This is a genomic window from Halorubrum zhoui (assembly GCF_051194155.1).
Taxonomy (GTDB): domain Archaea; phylum Halobacteriota; class Halobacteria; order Halobacteriales; family Haloferacaceae; genus Halorubrum.
The window spans coordinates 114,840-129,698 of sequence record NZ_JBLZNJ010000001.1 but is presented as its reverse complement, the minus strand read 5'-3'; the positions used below and the strand labels follow the sequence as shown (position 1 = coordinate 129,698).

Genomic DNA, 14,859 nt, shown 5'->3' with positions numbered 1-14,859 from the left:
CTGCAAAGCCGTTGTGTACGCCCGATCGAACTCAGAGACGTGAGCCGATCCACCTCGCCCGCTCGAGCTCACTCGGTGAACGCAGAGAGCGACTCCGAGTCCTCACCACGGCCGCGTGACCGATCGTCCGTGTCGATCGATGCTGGCTCCTTCCATGGGTCGTCGGGGTCCACCGGCGTCACGGCGTGGGCGAGCTCCTCCGGAGTGTACGCCACGTCGTCGTCGAGTTCCATGGCGATTCGCTGCCACCTGGCGCTCTGGTCGTCCTCACCGGTCGGGCCGACGCGCGCTCCGCGCGTCTTGAAAAAGCGCGTGCCACGGTCGAGTCGGGCGCCCTCACCGGTGTGCCCGTCGAGGGCGACGTCGAAGGTGCCGCCGGGTTCGAGTTCCGCGCCAGGACTCTCGTGAGCTGGTTCCTCGCCACGGTCGGCCGCCTCGGCCCGGTCGGCTGCGAGCGCGGAGAAGTACGCGTCCGCGTTTGCCGCCTCGCGGGTCGACCGGGCACGGGCGGCCGCGAGGGCGGCGTGGATCGCACACAGTCGGCCGCGCCACTCGCTCGGTTCGAATCGCTCCGTGGCGAGCGTCTCGTAGCGCTCCACGAGCAGGGCGACCTCGTCGCCCGCGCGAAGGTCCTCGACGACGTAGAGGTGGAGGCGGTCCCAGAGGTTCCAAGCGTACCCTGACCGCGCCAGCTCCCAGGCGGCCCAGGCGGCGGTCTCCTCGTCGGAGCGGCGGACCGCCTTCTGGAGGAGACTGGAGACGGCATAGCGGCTGTACCCGCCGTCGGTCTCGTTCGCGTCCTTCTCCTCGCCGAAGTCGTTCTCGCCGACGGCCGCCGGTGTCGTCTCGGTCTCGAGGCTGCCGTCGCGTCCGAAGGTGGCCTGTCTGTCGGGGCGCTCGTCGCTCATGGCAACCGCTCTCGGCGCGACCGACTTAAGGGATGGTTGCCCGCTAGGCGCCGTGAAATCGCCAGCCCGCTCTCAAAAGAGAACGCTTAAGATGCGTCCATCGGCTACGTAGAAGTGACCGCCCTTAGCTCAGCCTGGTAGAGCAGCCGACTGTAGATCGGCTTGCCCCCCGTTCAAATCGGGGAGGGCGGATGTTTGCTGTGAACACAGTGAGCAGTCACAATCCAACTGACTCGATTTGAGCAGCCGAGCCACAGCCCGGAACGGCGAGCGCAGCGAGCCGCACGCCCGGACTGTCTCGGCGAGTTCAAATCGGGGAGGGCGGATGTTCGGTACCTGTCGAACCAGAGCCGAGACGGACCGCGTTGTCGGGCGATTCTATCTCGCCCCGTTTTGATTAAACAGGGCACCAAACTCGGGTGACCGCCGTCGTGCGTTCGCGTACAGCCGAACGAACCGGCGACGGCCAGTCATTCGAATCTGAGTCGTGTCCCACCCGTGTCAGTCACGTACAGCAGTCTATCCCAGCCGCGGCCGACCGGTCGGCTCCGGAGGGACTCGCGAAGCGGACTTCACCCGACCCGAAGAGTGAGTTGATCGCTACTGCCGGCTCAGTCGTCGGCCGGCGACGAAGTCGTCGCTCCGATCGCACTCGCGTCGACCGCCGCGTCTGTTGCCGGGCCGGTCACCGCCTCGGCGACCTTCTCGATCGGGTGCGGCGGATTCTCGGCGCCGTCACGGTCTCCAAGCTGGGAGCGACACGACGCCCCCGGCGCAGTCACCGTCTCGCCGTCGCTTTCGTCGACCTGGTCGAAGAGGATGCGACCGATCGCCTTCGAGAGGTCGTAGTGCTCTGATTCGTAGCCGAACGACCCCGCCATTCCGCAACACGAAGTGTCGAGGGGGTCCACCGCGTAGCCGGCGCGACGGAGCACGCCGACGGCGTGGTGGTCTTTGTTCGTCGCCTTCTGATTGCAGTGGCCGTGGTACGCGAGCGACTCTGCGGGTGCGTCGAACGCCAGTCGCTCGTCGACCCGTTTGGCGTCGAGGTACTCCAAGACGCCGAAGGCGGCGGCAGACACCGCGGCCACGTCGTCACCGTCGAGTACGTCGCGGTACTCGTCCTGGAACATCACGGCGTCGGAGGGCTCAACGAAGACGACGGACTGCCCCTCGTGAACGCGGGGCGCGAGCGCCGCGACGTTCGCCGCGGCGCGCTCGCGGGCCTCGTCGAGGAAGCCGGTCGAGAACGCCGCTCGGCCCGATGGCGCGAGGTCTTCTGGCACCTCCACGCGGACGTCAGCCGCCTCCAACACCGCGACGGCGGCCTTGCCGGCGGCCGGATAGCTGTAGTTGGTGTAGGTGTCGGGGAACAACACGACCGTGTCGACCGCCGCCTCTGGGGCGACGCGCGACCCGCCGCGGGATGCGAACCACTCCTCGAAGCTCTCCGCGCGGAAGGTCGGCAGTTCGCGGTCCGGGGCGATGCCGGCCACCGCGTCCATCACCGCACGGGCACCAGGGACTCTCGCCGCCACGTTCGAGACCGGCGCGAGCGCGCTCCCGAGCGCCGAAACCCGATCGATGTCGCGGAAGATCCGTTCGCGGAGGTTCGACCCCGCCGTCTCGTGATGTTCGTGTTTGACTTCGGCTTTCAGCTTCGCGAGGTCGACGCCGGTCGGACAGTCGCTTTTACACCCCTTACAGCCGACACAGAGTCCAAGGACCTCCTCTTGGAACCGGTCGGAGTGGAGCTCGTCGTCGTCGAGTTCTCCGCTGATGGCCGCCCGGAGCATGTTCGCGCGGCCGCGAGTCGACTGGATCTCCTCTTCGGAGGCGCGGTAGGTCGGACACATCACGCCCGAGTCGGTCTCCCGGCAGGTGCCACAGCCGTTACACAGCTCGACGAGGTGTGAGAAGCCGCCCTCCTCGGAGAAGTCGAGGGTCGTCTGCGGCTCAATAGACTGGTACGTCGGCCCGTACCGGAGGTTCTCGCGCATGTCTGTGTCGGCGGCGGTGTCTGGGTACCCCCGCTCGGCGGCGGTATCGCCGTCGACGTACACCACCTTTCCGGGGTTCATCCGCCACTCGGGGTCGAACGTCGACTTGAGCTCTTGGAACGCGCTCCAGAGCGACTCGCCGTACATTTTCGGGTTGAACTCGGTGCGTGCGAGGCCGTCGCCGTGTTCGCCCGAGAAGGCCCCGTGGTGTTCTACGACGAGGTCGGTGACGTCCTCCGAGATGGCGTGCATCGTCTCGACGCCCTCCTCGGCTTTCAGCGAGAGGATCGGGCGGATGTGTAAGGTTCCGGACCCGGCGTGTGCGAAGTAGGCGGCCGAGGTGCCATGCGCTTCGAGCACCTCCTCGAACTCCCCGACGTACTCGGCGAGCTCCTCCGGCGGCACCGTCGCGTCCTCGATGAACGGGTACGGTTTCGGGTCGCCCTGCATGCTCATGAGGAGGGGGATGGCCGCCTTCCGAAGCTTCCAGAGGTCGTGTTGTGCGTCGTCCGTGTACGCCTCTAACACGTCGAACGCGTCGCCCTCCTCGACGAAGTGGACGGTCGTGTCGGCGACGGCCGCCTCGAAGTCGTCGACGAGTTCGTCGTCCCACTCCAGCATGAGCGCGGCGGCCGCGCGGTCCGGGATCGGCTCGGCGTACTGCGCGAACTCCTGTGAGCCGGCCGCGAGCGAGAACACCTCGTCGTCCATCAGTTCGACCGCGCTCACCGGGAACTCCAGCGCCTCGGGCACCGCCTTCATCGCGTCGACCAGCGAGTCGAAGGTGTAAAGCGCGAGCGCGGTCTCCTCGGGGCGGGTGACGAGCGACACCTCGGCCTCGACGATCGTCCCGAGCGTCCCCTCTGCGCCGACGAATAGCTTCGAGAGGTTGATCACCGCCTCGCCGGCGTCGTTCTCGTAGATGACCTTGTGGAGGTTGTATCCGGAGACGGAGCGTTTGAGATTCGGGTACTTCTCGTCGATCTCGGCTTCGTTCGCCGTGACGAGCGCGCGGGTCGTCTCGTACAGCGCGGCCTCGCGGTCGTCTTTCGCGACGATCTCCTCGTACTCCGGCGAGTCGAGGACGACCTCGCGGGTGTGGACGAGCGACCCGTCCGCGAGCACCACTTTCAGCTCCTCGGTGTACGCGTCGGTGATCCCGTACCGCACCGAGTGCGCGCCGGTCGAGTTGTTGCCGATGCCGCCGACGACGGTCGCCCGCGCCGAGGAGGCGGGGTCGGGCGCGAACTTCAGCCCCTCTTCGGCGAGCCGGTCGTCGAGGTGGTCTTGGACGACGCCCGGCTGGACGACCGCCCGGCGCTCGTCCGATCGCACGTCGACGATGTCGTCCATGTGCGTCGAGAAGTCGAGGACGATACAGCCGGGTCCGACGCTCTGACCGGCCAGCGAAGAGCCCGCTCCTCGCGGGATGACCGGGACGCCGTGGTCGGCGGCGACGCGCATCACCGCCTGTACGTCCGCGACTGAGCACGGGCTCACGACGCCGGCCGGCCGCGCCTGATAGATGCTCCCGTCGGTGGCGTACAACACCTGTGCGTACTCGTCGAACTGCACCTCGCCGTCGACGCGCTCGCGGAGGTCACTCGCGAGCGCCCGATACGCGGGCACGTCCGGTCGTTCGTGACCGAGTGCGGCCGCCGAGGTGTCGGTGGCGGGCGCATCACTCCCGTGTGCAGGCTCGCTTGCCATGCTACTACCGGGGAGCGACGTCAGAATAAAACCTTTGTTCATGATAGTCTCGCGCTGGCTACGATTCGACCGCGCATGGGGATTTATCTCGTCGCGGCGAGACTCCGGGGTCATGGAGATTCTCCACACGTGTCTCAACGTGGCCGACGCCGATCGCACCGCCGACTGGTACGTCGAACAGCTCGGCTTCGAGCGCTCGTGGGAGTTTACCACCCCCGACGGCAACACGCGGAACGTGTACGTCTCCGGCGACGCCGGCGTCGAGTTCCAGCTCTCGGACACGGACGGCGAGGAGCCGCGCGCGAACGGCGACCGATACGATCACGTCGCCGTCGGCGTCGCAGACGTCGACGCGACGTTCGAGTCGATCGACCACCACGGCGTCGTGAAGCCGCCGGCCGACCAGCCGGCCGCCGGAGCACGCACCGCGTTCGTGAAGGACCCGGACGGGCACGCGGTCGAGCTCATCGAGCCGTTGTGAGCGTGTACCGCATCGGTCCTCGCGGGCAGCCGATGAGTGAGCCGCGCGTGTCCGACCGTGTTCCTCAGCCGTCGGCTACCATCGGATACGCGCGAATCGCCCCGAGAGCGTGCGGTCCGGATCGGCCGGCCGTGCTCGTCGATCGTGCGCACGACGACCGAGTGGACGCTCACGCACCCCTCCGTCTCACGAGACGCTGAATTCGATGTCGTCCGTCTGCGGGTCGAGCCCGCTGATCCACACCCTGACCGCGCCCATCGGCACGAGATAGATCACCAGCGCGCTGCGCGTGTCGAACTCAATGCCGAATCCGACACCCACGATCACCAGCCCGACCGTGACGGGGACGACCACGTACACCACTAACAGGAACAGCTCGGTGAGCGGGACCAACCCGAAGGTGATCGCGTCCATCGGCGACTGCGCTCGATACGACCGGTCTCTGAGGAAGTACCGCCACACGCGGGACAGCTCGAACAGGACGATACCCCCGACCGCGATCCCGATCGACGCCGTGTGCAACGACTCGAGCCTGTACGTCGAGACGAGTCGGTGTAACAAGAATGGCACGAGCACGCCGACGAACGCCACGTACCGGAGGACGAACCGGACGTTTCGCGGGTACACCGGCGGAATCTGTGCGATCGGCTGAATCGGTGTCGGCGCCGTGTGCCACCGGTCCTCGTCGAGGTCCTCGATCGGCTGGGGCGTGAACAACGCGACGACGAGGTACACCAGGTTGATCACCGCGACCTCGAGGACGTACACCACCGCGATCTCGAGCAGGCTCCAGCCGAAGACGACGACCGCGACGACGAGGCCAGCGTTGAGCACGAACCCGGGCAGGAACGGCCGAGACGCTCGTGCGGCCTCGAGGATCCGCTCGCCACGCGCTCCCCACCGCGACATCGATACGGTGGACGTATTCGACCGATCCACAAAACCGATCCGCCCGTCGACGACACTCGAGAGCGGCGCGTGCCCGCCATGGCCGCCGCACGCCCGTCGCGAAGCTTCAAACCTGCAGACGACCAGACGTAGAGACGAGATCACAGAGCGTATGTCCGACCAACAGAGTCGACCCGACGCGTGGCTGCTCGACATGGACGGCGTGTTGATGCACGAGGACGTCGCGCTGCCGGGGGCGACGGCGTTCGTCGACCGCCTCAACGAACGGGATCGGCAGTTCCTCGTGCTCACCAACAACTCGATGTTCACCCGGCGTGACCTCGCCGCTCGCCTCTCTGGTGCCGGTCTCGACGTCGCAGAAGACCAGATCTGGACGTCGGCCGTGGCGACGGCGAGGTTCCTCTCCTCGCAGGTCCCGAACGCCTCGGCGTACGTCATCGGCGAGGCGGGGCTGAAAGCGGCGCTGCACGACGTGGGCTACACGCTCACCGACACCGACCCGGACTTCGTCGTGTTGGGCGAGAGCCGGACGTACTCGTTCCAGACGATCACGCGGGCCGTTCGGCTGCTCGAGGACGGCGCGCGCTTCGTCGCGACGAATCCGGATGCAACCGGCCCCTCACCGGAGGGACCGGTTCCGGCGACCGGGTCCGTCGCAGCACTGCTCACCGAGGCGGCCGGCACGGAACCGTACTTCGTCGGGAAGCCGAATCCGATCATGATCCGGAGCGGGCTGAACCAGATCACGGCCCACTCCGAGTCGACAGCACTGGTCGGTGATCGGATGGACACGGACGTTGTCGCCGGCATCGAAGCCGGGCTGACGACCTACCTCGTGCTCACCGGGTCGACCGAACGCGACGAGGTCACGCAGTTCGCGTACCGACCACACCACGTCGCGGCGTCGATCGAGTCGCTGGTCGATGAGATATAGGCGCGCTGGCGACCCGTGGACGCGGCGAGGGGGCACCTGGCGAACCGATGACCGACGGCAACGAGTGGATATTTAGCCGGCGAGGCGCTTGGTTCGGTATCGAACAAATGAATGCGGTCACCGCTCGGTTCGGCTCCGTGAGTCGTCACCCCGTGGACTCCCGATGAGCCTGCGACAGCACCTACGCGGACTGTTCAAGAGCCAGTCGGAACTCGACCTGACCGGCGGCCCCATCCCGCAGTCGTTGTTCTACCTGTCCTTTCCGATCGTCGTCACCAATCTCCTGCAGGTCGGCTACAACCTCGCCGACACCTTCTGGCTCGGCCGGTACAGCACCGAGGCGCTGGCGGCGATTAGCCTCGGGTTCCCGCTGGTGTACCTGTTCATCTCACTCGGGCTGGGACTGACCGTCGCCGGGAGCGTGCTCGTCGCCCAACACACGGGAGCCGACCAGCCCGAGCGGGCCGAGTACGCCGCCTCACAGGCGGTCGTGTTCACGCTGCTCGCTGGCGTTGGACTCGGTGCCGTCGGTTACGGCTTCGTCGCCGAACTCCTGCAAGTGTTCGGCGCCGAGCCGCTCGTGTTGACGCTGGCGACCGAGTACATGGAGGTGATCAGCCTCGGGTTGCCGTTCCTGTTCGGATTCACGATCTTCATCGCGCTGATGCGCGGGGCCGGCGACACCGTCACCCCCATGCTCGTCATGTTCGGGACCGTCGTGCTCAACGTCGTGCTCGACCCGCTTCTCATCTTCGGTGTCGGGCCGCTCCCCGAGCTGGGTGTCGAGGGCGCGGCCGTCGCCACGGTCTTCGCCCGTGGGTCGGCGATGGTCGTCGGCATGTGGCTCATGCTCCGTGGCGCACACGGCATCCAGATCCACCCCCGACAGATGGTTCCCGACCTCGGCTACAGCCGCACGCTGCTCCGAATCGGGATCCCCGCGTCGATCGAGAACACGGGCCGGGCCATCTCGGTCAACGCCGTGTTGGTGATCGTGACGCTCTTTTCGACGTCGGTCGTCGCGGCGTTCGGCGTCGGCATCCGCGTGTTCTCGATGATCTTCATGCCGGCCATCGCCATCGACCGCGGGGTCGAAGCGATGACGGGCCAGAACATCGGCGCCGGACGAGACGATCGGGTGGTCGCGACGAATCGCTTCGCCGCCAAGGCGTCGTTCGTGTTGTTTTCGGTCCTCGGCGTGGTCACGTTCCTCGCCGCCCCGCAAATCATCGGCGTCTTCGACGACTCGCCGGCGGTGGTGGCCGAAGGCGCGAGCTTCCTGCGGTGGATCGCGCTCACGTTCGGATTCGTGGGTGTGATACGGGCGTACAGCGGCGGCTTCCGCGGCGCCGGGAAGACGCTCACCGCGGCGACCATCGCCGTCGTGCTCTTCGGATTCATCAGACTCCCGATCGCGTACGTTGCCTCCCAGGGGCTCGTTCCGATCGACCGGTGGTTCTTCGCGTCGCCGTCTCCGACGGGCATCTGGTTCGCGTTCGCCGTCTCGAGCGTCATCGCCGCCGTGTTCGCGGCAGGGTGGTTCGAACGAGGCGGCTGGCGTGGTGGAGACCTCACGTCGGAGGAGCCGGATCACGCTGCGGCTGACACGACAGAAACGGTGTCGGCGGGGACGGGAGTAGCTGAAGACGGAAATCGACCACCTGGGGCCACCAGCGACGAGTAGTCGACGTCAACAACGCCGGGCTCAGACGATCGCCTCCACCACCGGTGGACGTATCAGTCTGTGAGAGACAAGGGAGGTACCTTACCGGAGCCGACCCACCATGAGAGAGAGTCGTCTATGAACCGCCGCCGCAATCTGTACACAGCCGCAGCCGTTGGGGCATCGATAGCGTATATTTTCAACGTCCTCGCGTTCACCGGAACGTTCGACGTGTTTCGGTGGGTGGTGTTCGTCGGGATGTTTCTTGGATTCACCTACGGGTTCGAGCGGTTCATCGACTGGCAAGTCGACTCGGCGTGAGACACGTCACTAATCACGCGTCACGAAGATCGGTGAGTGACACCCAGCGTAGCGCCTCAATATCGATACCAAACCGCCTCCAAGCTCAGATCACACGCCCCAGAAGAGCACGATTCCCGCGGTAACGACGACGGTGAGGAGCGCCTGTAGCGGCGCGCCAACCCGAACGAAGTCGACGAACCGATAGCCGCCAGGACCGACGACCATCAGATTCGTCTGATACCCAATCGGCGTCATAAACGACGTGCTCGCCGCGAACGTGACCGCGAGGACGAACGAGAACGGGTCGGCGCCAATCTGTGAGGCTGTGTCGATGGCGACCGGGATCATGAAGACGACGCTCACCGCGTTGCTCACGGCGTTCGTGAGCGCGACCGTGAGCAGATAACAGCCCGCCAAGACGACCGGTGACGGGAGTCCGGCTGACATCTCAGCGACGAGCGAGGCGAGGAAGGCGGCCCCGCCGCTCGCATCTAGTGCGAGCCCGAGCGGAAACATCCCAGCGAGAAGAAACACTACCTGCCAGTCGACCGCCGCGTACCCTTCACGGGGCGTCACGACGCCCGTGGCGATGGCCGCGACGACACCCGCGAGCGCCGCGACGACCAACGGCACCACGCCGGTTGCCGCGGCGACGAGGACCGCAGCGAGTATTCCGAGAGCGACTGGCGTCTTGTTGCCGCGGTACAGGTCGGCTTCTGCGTCTGATACCGCGAGTCCATCGCCGTCGACTGTCCCGAGTAACACCAACTCGTCGGTCGCCCGCCAGAACGTGATCGTCTCCGGCGGGGCGTACACGAGCACTGTGTCGCCGGCTTCGAACGAACACGGTTCGAGTCCCTCACGCAAGAGCGTCCCGTCCGCGCGGCGGATCGCGAGTACGCTCGTTGCGTAGCGGGCGCGAATGCGGGTCGTTGCCAGCGCGGTCCCGACGAGCGACGATTCCGGCGGGACGAGGACCGACGCCAGTGTGCCGTGACCACGAGGGAGTGTTCGCTCCGTCGCCCCGCCGCGTCGTACCGGTCGCAATGCGGCCGCCTCGGCAAACGCGTCCCGCGCTCGTTCGCTCGCACGGACGGTGAGGACATCCCCGGCGCGGAGCGTCTGGTCGGGCCGCGGGGCAACGACGAGGCCATCGCCGCGGGAGAGTTGGAGGATGTCGACGTCGAACGGGCCGCCTTCGATCGCTGTCTGGATGCTCTCGCCTGCGATCGGTGACGCGTCGGTGACGACGAGCCGTGTGAGGTACGCGTCGAGTTCGAACGATCGGACGAGGTCGACGGCTGGTGGCACACGCGCGGGGAGGAGTCGGCGACCGACAGTAAAGAGGTACACACAACCGACAGCAAGCACGAGCAACCCGAGCCCCGTGAACTCGAACAGTCCGATCGAGCGACCGATGAGGGCACTCGAAAGCTCACTCGCGAGGAGGTTAGAGGAGGTCCCAACGAGTGTAACCGTTCCGCCTAACATCGCGACGTACGACAGCGGGATGAGAAGCTTCGATGGGGAGATATCGTGTCGATTCGCGAGGTCTGTCACGAGCGGGACGAGGACCGCCACGAGTGGTGTATTGTTGATGAGGCCAGCCGGAAGGCCACCGAGTCCGAGCACCGCGAGAAACAGTCGTCGCACATCCCCGCCGGTGAACCGGACGACGGCGACACTGAGCCGACGGATAACACCGGTTCGCCGGACCCCTTCGCTCAGCACGAACATCGCGAGAACAGTGAGCGTAGCTGGATTGGCGAACCCTGAGAGCCCGCCGGCCAGGCCGACGCCCGTCCACGGCTCCAAGGCCACGAGCGTGACCGCGACACCGATGGCGACCGTATCGGGCGGGAGGACCTCGGTAACGAGCAGCGCGAGCGTCGCCCCGGTGATCACGAAGACGATGAACATCGAGGGGGTCGCGAGCACCATCGAGGAACGACGTGGAAGTCGCAGCGGGTCGGCTTCAGTAGGGGGGACCAACTGGGACGCAGTCACCCAGTGGCGTTGACATCCTCCCCGCGCTGAAGCGCGAGGCTTGCTCCTCGATTCTCCGTAAGAGCGCCCTACGAGAACGTCCGGGAAGAACGGCCGGTAGTAGCGGCATAACAAATTTTCCGGACGGGAACCCAAGACACGTGAAACTCGCGCTCATCGGTCTCGGCAACGCCGGCGGAAAGATCGTCGACGAGCTACTTCGGCACGAAGCCGAGCTGAGCCGGTCTGTCGTCGAGTCGGCGGTAGCGATCAACACTGCCCGTGTGGACTTGGCGCGCCTCGAGCAGCTGCCCTCGGAGAGCCGCTTTCTCGTGGGACAAACACACGAACGAGTGAAAGGCCACGGTGCAGGCGGGGACCCAGACCTCGGGGCGAGCGTGATCCGAAGCGATCAAGCGGAGATCGACCGCGCCCTGGATCGGGTGCCGCCGTACGCGGTCGATGCGTTCTGGGTCGTCGCCGGACTCGGTGGCGGCACCGGTAGCGGTGGAGCGCCAGTCGTCGCCGAGCAGGTCGCCGCCCGATACGATCCGCCGGTCTACGGGCTCGGCGTACTCCCGAGCGAGTCGGAAGGCGGTCGCGCAGCGCTGAACGCGGCTCGGTCACTCCGGTCGTTCGCCGACGCGGCCGACAACCTCGTCCTCTTCGACAACGCCGCCTGGCAGGCGAACGACGACTCATTGGAGGCCGGATACGCGCGGGCCAACCGAGAGGTCTCGACGCGGATCGTGCGGTTGCTCTCGGCGGGGACCGTCGACGGCTCGACGCTCGCGGAGAACGCGATGGACGCCAGCGACATCAACCGCACACTGTCAAGCGGAGGCGTGAGTACGATTGCGTACGCCGAGACGGCCGATCCATCGGCCGGGGGACGCGGCCTGCTCTCGCGGCTCGCTGGCAACGGCGATGCGGACACAGACGACGGCGCCGACCCTGCGACGGTCGTCTCCGGGTTGATACGTGAGGCCGTCAACTCACGATTGACGTGTCCGGCTGCCGTCGACACCGCCGAACGGGCCCTGATAGTCCTCTCTGGTCCGCCGTCGTCGCTGTCACGAAAGGGATTGGAGGCCGGACGTCGGTGGGTCGAGTCGGAGATCGAGAGCGCGGAGGTGCTCGCCGGCGACGATCCACGTGAGAACGCCGACGTGCTCTCTGCGGTCGTGTTGCTCTCGACGGTCACCGACGTCCCTCGAGTCGAGGCGCTTCAGGCCCAAGCCGTCGACGCCAAAGAGACGATAGCGGAGCAAGCGTCCCTACGGGAGTCGGCCACGAACGACCTGATAACCGACGACGACGACCAGCTAGATCCGGTGTGAATCACTCGGCGTCACGTATCGAGTCGCCGCGCCGGACCGCACGGCGGAGGCCGACCTCCGCGACGTCGGTGCCGCTCGATGCGGTCCGACGGAGTCCGCGGGATACACGGCGGAGTGCTACGACGTCACCCGTCGCGTCGTCTAGCGTTCGGTCGAAGTCGTCGAGACGACATCGAATCCGTCTGAGGTCGGCGACGATACGCCTGGCGTCGGTGACGTCCGCGTCGCCGAGGACGACGTCGACGCCGTCGGACACGGCTTCGCGTGCGTCGTCGCCGATCGCACGACACTGGTCCAGCCGCGTGTCCACAGGAGCGTCTTCGAGCGACGCGGCGGCGTCTGCGATCGACGTCGCGGCCTCGTGGACGCGGCCCAGCGCTCGCATCGCGGTCCACGACTCGAACAGCTCCGAGCGAGTCGTCCCCAGCGCGTCGACCTCCCCGAGGTCCGCCATCCCCCGGGCGACGGACCGCTCGACCATCGCGGACAGCCGGTCGACCTGGTCGTGACGAGAGTCGATCGGCGAGGCGGCGGGCGGCGTCGTGAGCGCGTGAACCGCGTCGCGGTGGATCGAGCGGACGGCGAACGAGAGCTGACGCACCGACTGGCTCACCGACACTTCCGCTGAGTCGAGTAAGATCTGCACTGTCGTCGCCGCGTCGGACTCCGCGGTGATCGACATCCCAACCCGCTCCCGAGTGACGCGTTCGACGGCGTCTCGATGGGCTTCGGTGAGCGGTCCGTCGTGGTGGATCGTGACCTCACGCACGCCCGACGCGTAGACCGCCCGGAGGGCTCGCTCGAGGACGGCCGGGTCGGTCGTGTCGACGTCGGCGGTCGCGGGCACCTCGCCGTCCGACTGGTCTCCGGTCTGGAGCGCGAGCACTCCGTCTAGGTGCTCGTGGACGGTGACGGTCTCGCCGGCTGTAAGGTCGTGAGACTCGGCCCATCCCTTCGGTAACGAGACGGTGTACGTGCCGTTTCCGACGGTCTGCACCTTTCGCGTCTCCATGGTTAGTACAGCAGCTCCGGATCGCTTTCGATCATGTACAGCGTGCGGGCAGCGATGTTCACGGCGTGGTCTGCGACGCGCTCTAAGTCACGGATCGTCAACAACACCCGCGAGACGTCGTCTAACAGCCGCTCGACGCTCCATCGGTCGTCGGCACCGTCGGTGCGTGCGATGAGCGCCCGGGTGACGTGTTCGTTGGCGTGCTGACAGCGGGCGTCGACCTCGTCGTCCGCCGCGGCGACCGCCCTACACGCGGCGGCGTCCGCCGTCTCGTACGCCGCGAGGCTGCGCTCGACCAGGCCGTGTGCCGCCGTCCCAAGCGCGTCGATCTCCACGTCCGGCGTGACCGTCTGTCTCGCGGCGAGCGCGTAGTTCGCGAGGTTGACCGCGAGGTCGCCGATGCGCTCGAGGTCAGTGATGATCTTGAACGAGGCGGTCACGAACCGGAGGTCCCCGGCGACCGGTTGTTGGAGTGCGAACAGGTCGACGCACTGCTCTTCGAGCTCCAGGTACGTCTCGTTCACCTGGGCGTCGCCGTCGATGACCGCCCGTGCCAGTGCGTCGTCCCGGCGTTCGAGGGCCTCAAGGCTCTCGTCGAGTCGCTCGGTGACCGTCTCGCCCATGGAGAGGACGTCGGATCGGAGCTCGTCGAGCGAGTGTTGATAGCGATCGCGGGGCATCGCACTACCCGAACTTCCCGGTGATGTAGTCTTCGACGCGTTCACTGTGAGGATCTTCGAACACCCGATCGGTGTCGCCGTACTCGACGAGCTCGCCGCCCGTGAGGAAGACCGCGGTCTGATCGGAGATGCGGGCGGCCTGCTGCATGTTGTGGGTGACGATCACGACCGTGTACTCCTCGGCGAGGTCGGCGATCAGGTCCTCGATCTTCGCCGTGGCGATCGGGTCGAGCGCCGACGCCGGCTCGTCCATGAGGATGATCTCCGGGTCGACGGAGAGACAGCGCGCGATGCAGAGTCGCTGTTGTTGGCCGCCGGAGAGCCCGAGCGCGTTGTCGTCGAGCCGGTCGTGCACCTCGTCCCACAGCGCTGCGTCTCGGAGACAGCGTTCGACGAGTTCGTCGCGTTCCGCCGCGTCGCTGCGGTTCAACAGCCGTGCGAGGAGACCCGTGTCGAGGTCGCCGTGTTTTTGCGGCCCGTACGCGATGTTCTCGCGGATCGACTTGGGGAACGGGTTCGGCGACTGAAACACCATCCCGACCCGTTTGCGAAGCTCGACGAGGTTCACGCCGTCCTGGTAGATCTCTTGGCCGTCGAAGCGGACGGAGCCGTCGATCCGCGCGGACGGGATCCGGTCGTTCATGCGGTTCAGACACCGGAGGTACGTCGACTTCCCGCAGCCAGAGGGACCGATCAGTGCGGTGACGCTCCGTTCGGGGATCTCCATCGAGACGCCCTTCAGCGCGTGGTCGTCGCCGTAGTAGACGTCGAGGTCTTCGACCGTCATCTTCGCATCGCCGTCGAAGTCGTACGCCGTCCACGCGTCGCGGGTCCGCTCGTCCGTCTCGCCGGCGGTCGTGGTGCGGGGCTGTTCGGCAGTCGTCGTCACGGTGCGTTGGTTCGTCTGTGGGTTCTGATTCTCGCTCATTGTGG

General features: G+C 66.7%; 12 protein-coding genes and 1 tRNA gene. 6 read left to right on the top strand and 7 right to left on the bottom strand.

What is annotated here, in order from left to right; all coding sequences use genetic code 11:
- Window positions 1-68: 68 nt before the first annotated feature.
- The gene (locus ACNTAO_RS00620) at window positions 69-908 is read right to left on the bottom strand and encodes a hypothetical protein (RefSeq protein WP_435159985.1); all 840 of its coding nucleotides are present in this window, start codon (window positions 906-908) and stop codon (window positions 69-71) included.
- A 118-nt stretch (window positions 909-1,026) separates the two neighbouring features.
- On the opposite strand from ACNTAO_RS00620, the gene ACNTAO_RS00615 reads away from it, so the two are divergent.
- Window positions 1,027-1,100 (top strand) — tRNA-Tyr (locus tag ACNTAO_RS00615).
- Window positions 1,101-1,519: 419 nt separating this feature from the next.
- Here the strand turns inward: ACNTAO_RS00615 and ACNTAO_RS00610 are convergent.
- Complete coding sequence (locus ACNTAO_RS00610; protein ID WP_435159984.1) at window positions 1,520-4,618, bottom strand: FAD-binding and (Fe-S)-binding domain-containing protein; 3,099 nt, start codon at window positions 4,616-4,618, stop codon at window positions 1,520-1,522.
- A 112-nt stretch (window positions 4,619-4,730) separates the two neighbouring features.
- On the opposite strand from ACNTAO_RS00610, the gene ACNTAO_RS00605 reads away from it, so the two are divergent.
- Window positions 4,731-5,099, top strand: coding sequence for a VOC family protein (locus ACNTAO_RS00605; protein WP_435159983.1), 369 nt, complete (start codon window positions 4,731-4,733; stop codon window positions 5,097-5,099).
- Window positions 5,100-5,285: 186 nt separating this feature from the next.
- Here ACNTAO_RS00605 and ACNTAO_RS00600 read toward each other — a convergent pair whose 3' ends face one another.
- Entirely contained in the window at window positions 5,286-6,008 is a 723-nt protein-coding gene (locus tag ACNTAO_RS00600; protein ID WP_435159982.1) for a DUF6498-containing protein, read from the bottom strand.
- A 151-nt stretch (window positions 6,009-6,159) separates the two neighbouring features.
- Between ACNTAO_RS00600 and ACNTAO_RS00595 the strand changes: the two genes are divergently transcribed.
- The 3 genes from ACNTAO_RS00595 (at window position 6,160) to ACNTAO_RS00585 (ending at window position 8,926) form a co-directional block, all read left to right on the top strand.
- Entirely contained in the window at window positions 6,160-6,942 is a 783-nt protein-coding gene (locus tag ACNTAO_RS00595; protein ID WP_435159981.1) for an HAD-IIA family hydrolase, read from the top strand.
- Between the two features lie 163 nt (window positions 6,943-7,105).
- Window positions 7,106-8,626 (top strand): MATE family efflux transporter, encoded by a 1,521-nt coding sequence (locus tag ACNTAO_RS00590; protein ID WP_435159980.1) that lies wholly within the window; start codon window positions 7,106-7,108, stop codon window positions 8,624-8,626.
- Window positions 8,627-8,743: 117 nt separating this feature from the next.
- Entirely contained in the window at window positions 8,744-8,926 is a 183-nt protein-coding gene (locus ACNTAO_RS00585) for a hypothetical protein (protein ID WP_435159979.1), read from the top strand.
- Between the two features lie 90 nt (window positions 8,927-9,016).
- Here ACNTAO_RS00585 and ACNTAO_RS00580 read toward each other — a convergent pair whose 3' ends face one another.
- Window positions 9,017-10,849, bottom strand: a complete 1,833-nt coding sequence (locus tag ACNTAO_RS00580; RefSeq protein ID WP_435159978.1) for an SLC13 family permease — start codon at window positions 10,847-10,849, stop codon at window positions 9,017-9,019.
- 206 nt (window positions 10,850-11,055) lie between these two features.
- Between ACNTAO_RS00580 and ACNTAO_RS00575 the strand changes: the two genes are divergently transcribed.
- Window positions 11,056-12,234, top strand: coding sequence for a tubulin/FtsZ family protein (locus ACNTAO_RS00575; protein WP_435159977.1), 1,179 nt, complete (start codon window positions 11,056-11,058; stop codon window positions 12,232-12,234).
- Window position 12,235: 1 nt separating this feature from the next.
- Here ACNTAO_RS00575 and ACNTAO_RS00570 read toward each other — a convergent pair whose 3' ends face one another.
- From ACNTAO_RS00570 to pstB, 3 genes are read right to left on the bottom strand one after another with little or no spacing between them, the layout of a single operon-like run.
- Window positions 12,236-13,246, bottom strand: a complete 1,011-nt coding sequence (locus ACNTAO_RS00570; protein ID WP_435159976.1) for an AbrB/MazE/SpoVT family DNA-binding domain-containing protein — start codon at window positions 13,244-13,246, stop codon at window positions 12,236-12,238.
- Between the two features lie 2 nt (window positions 13,247-13,248).
- A complete protein-coding gene (phoU, locus tag ACNTAO_RS00565; RefSeq protein ID WP_435159975.1) occupies window positions 13,249-13,926 on the bottom strand; it encodes a phosphate signaling complex protein PhoU in 678 nt (225 codons plus the stop codon).
- A 4-nt stretch (window positions 13,927-13,930) separates the two neighbouring features.
- Window positions 13,931-14,854 carry a phosphate ABC transporter ATP-binding protein PstB gene (gene pstB / locus ACNTAO_RS00560; RefSeq protein WP_435159974.1) on the bottom strand — a complete coding sequence of 308 codons (924 nt, stop codon included), beginning with the start codon at window positions 14,852-14,854 and terminating at the stop codon, window positions 13,931-13,933.
- Between the last annotated feature and the right edge of the window lie 5 nt (window positions 14,855-14,859).

Bases quoted from the DNA above. Each gene is read 5' to 3' on its own strand.
- ACNTAO_RS00610 (WP_435159984.1), bottom strand. From the start codon at position 4,618: ATGGCAAGCGAGCCTGCACACGGGAGTGATGCGCCCGCCACCGACACC.
- ACNTAO_RS00590 (WP_435159980.1), top strand. From the start codon at position 7,106: ATGAGCCTGCGACAGCACCTACGCGGACTGTTCAAGAGCCAGTCGGAA.
- ACNTAO_RS00605 (WP_435159983.1), top strand. From the start codon at position 4,731: ATGGAGATTCTCCACACGTGTCTCAACGTGGCCGACGCCGATCGCACC.
- ACNTAO_RS00620 (WP_435159985.1), bottom strand. From the start codon at position 908: ATGAGCGACGAGCGCCCCGACAGACAGGCCACCTTCGGACGCGACGGC.
- pstB (WP_435159974.1), bottom strand. From the start codon at position 14,854: ATGAGCGAGAATCAGAACCCACAGACGAACCAACGCACCGTGACGACG.
- phoU (WP_435159975.1), bottom strand. From the start codon at position 13,926: ATGCCCCGCGATCGCTATCAACACTCGCTCGACGAGCTCCGATCCGAC.
- ACNTAO_RS00595 (WP_435159981.1), top strand. From the start codon at position 6,160: ATGTCCGACCAACAGAGTCGACCCGACGCGTGGCTGCTCGACATGGAC.
- ACNTAO_RS00600 (WP_435159982.1), bottom strand. From the start codon at position 6,008: ATGTCGCGGTGGGGAGCGCGTGGCGAGCGGATCCTCGAGGCCGCACGA.
- ACNTAO_RS00570 (WP_435159976.1), bottom strand. From the start codon at position 13,246: ATGGAGACGCGAAAGGTGCAGACCGTCGGAAACGGCACGTACACCGTC.
- ACNTAO_RS00580 (WP_435159978.1), bottom strand. From the start codon at position 10,849: ATGGTGCTCGCGACCCCCTCGATGTTCATCGTCTTCGTGATCACCGGG.
- ACNTAO_RS00585 (WP_435159979.1), top strand. From the start codon at position 8,744: ATGAACCGCCGCCGCAATCTGTACACAGCCGCAGCCGTTGGGGCATCG.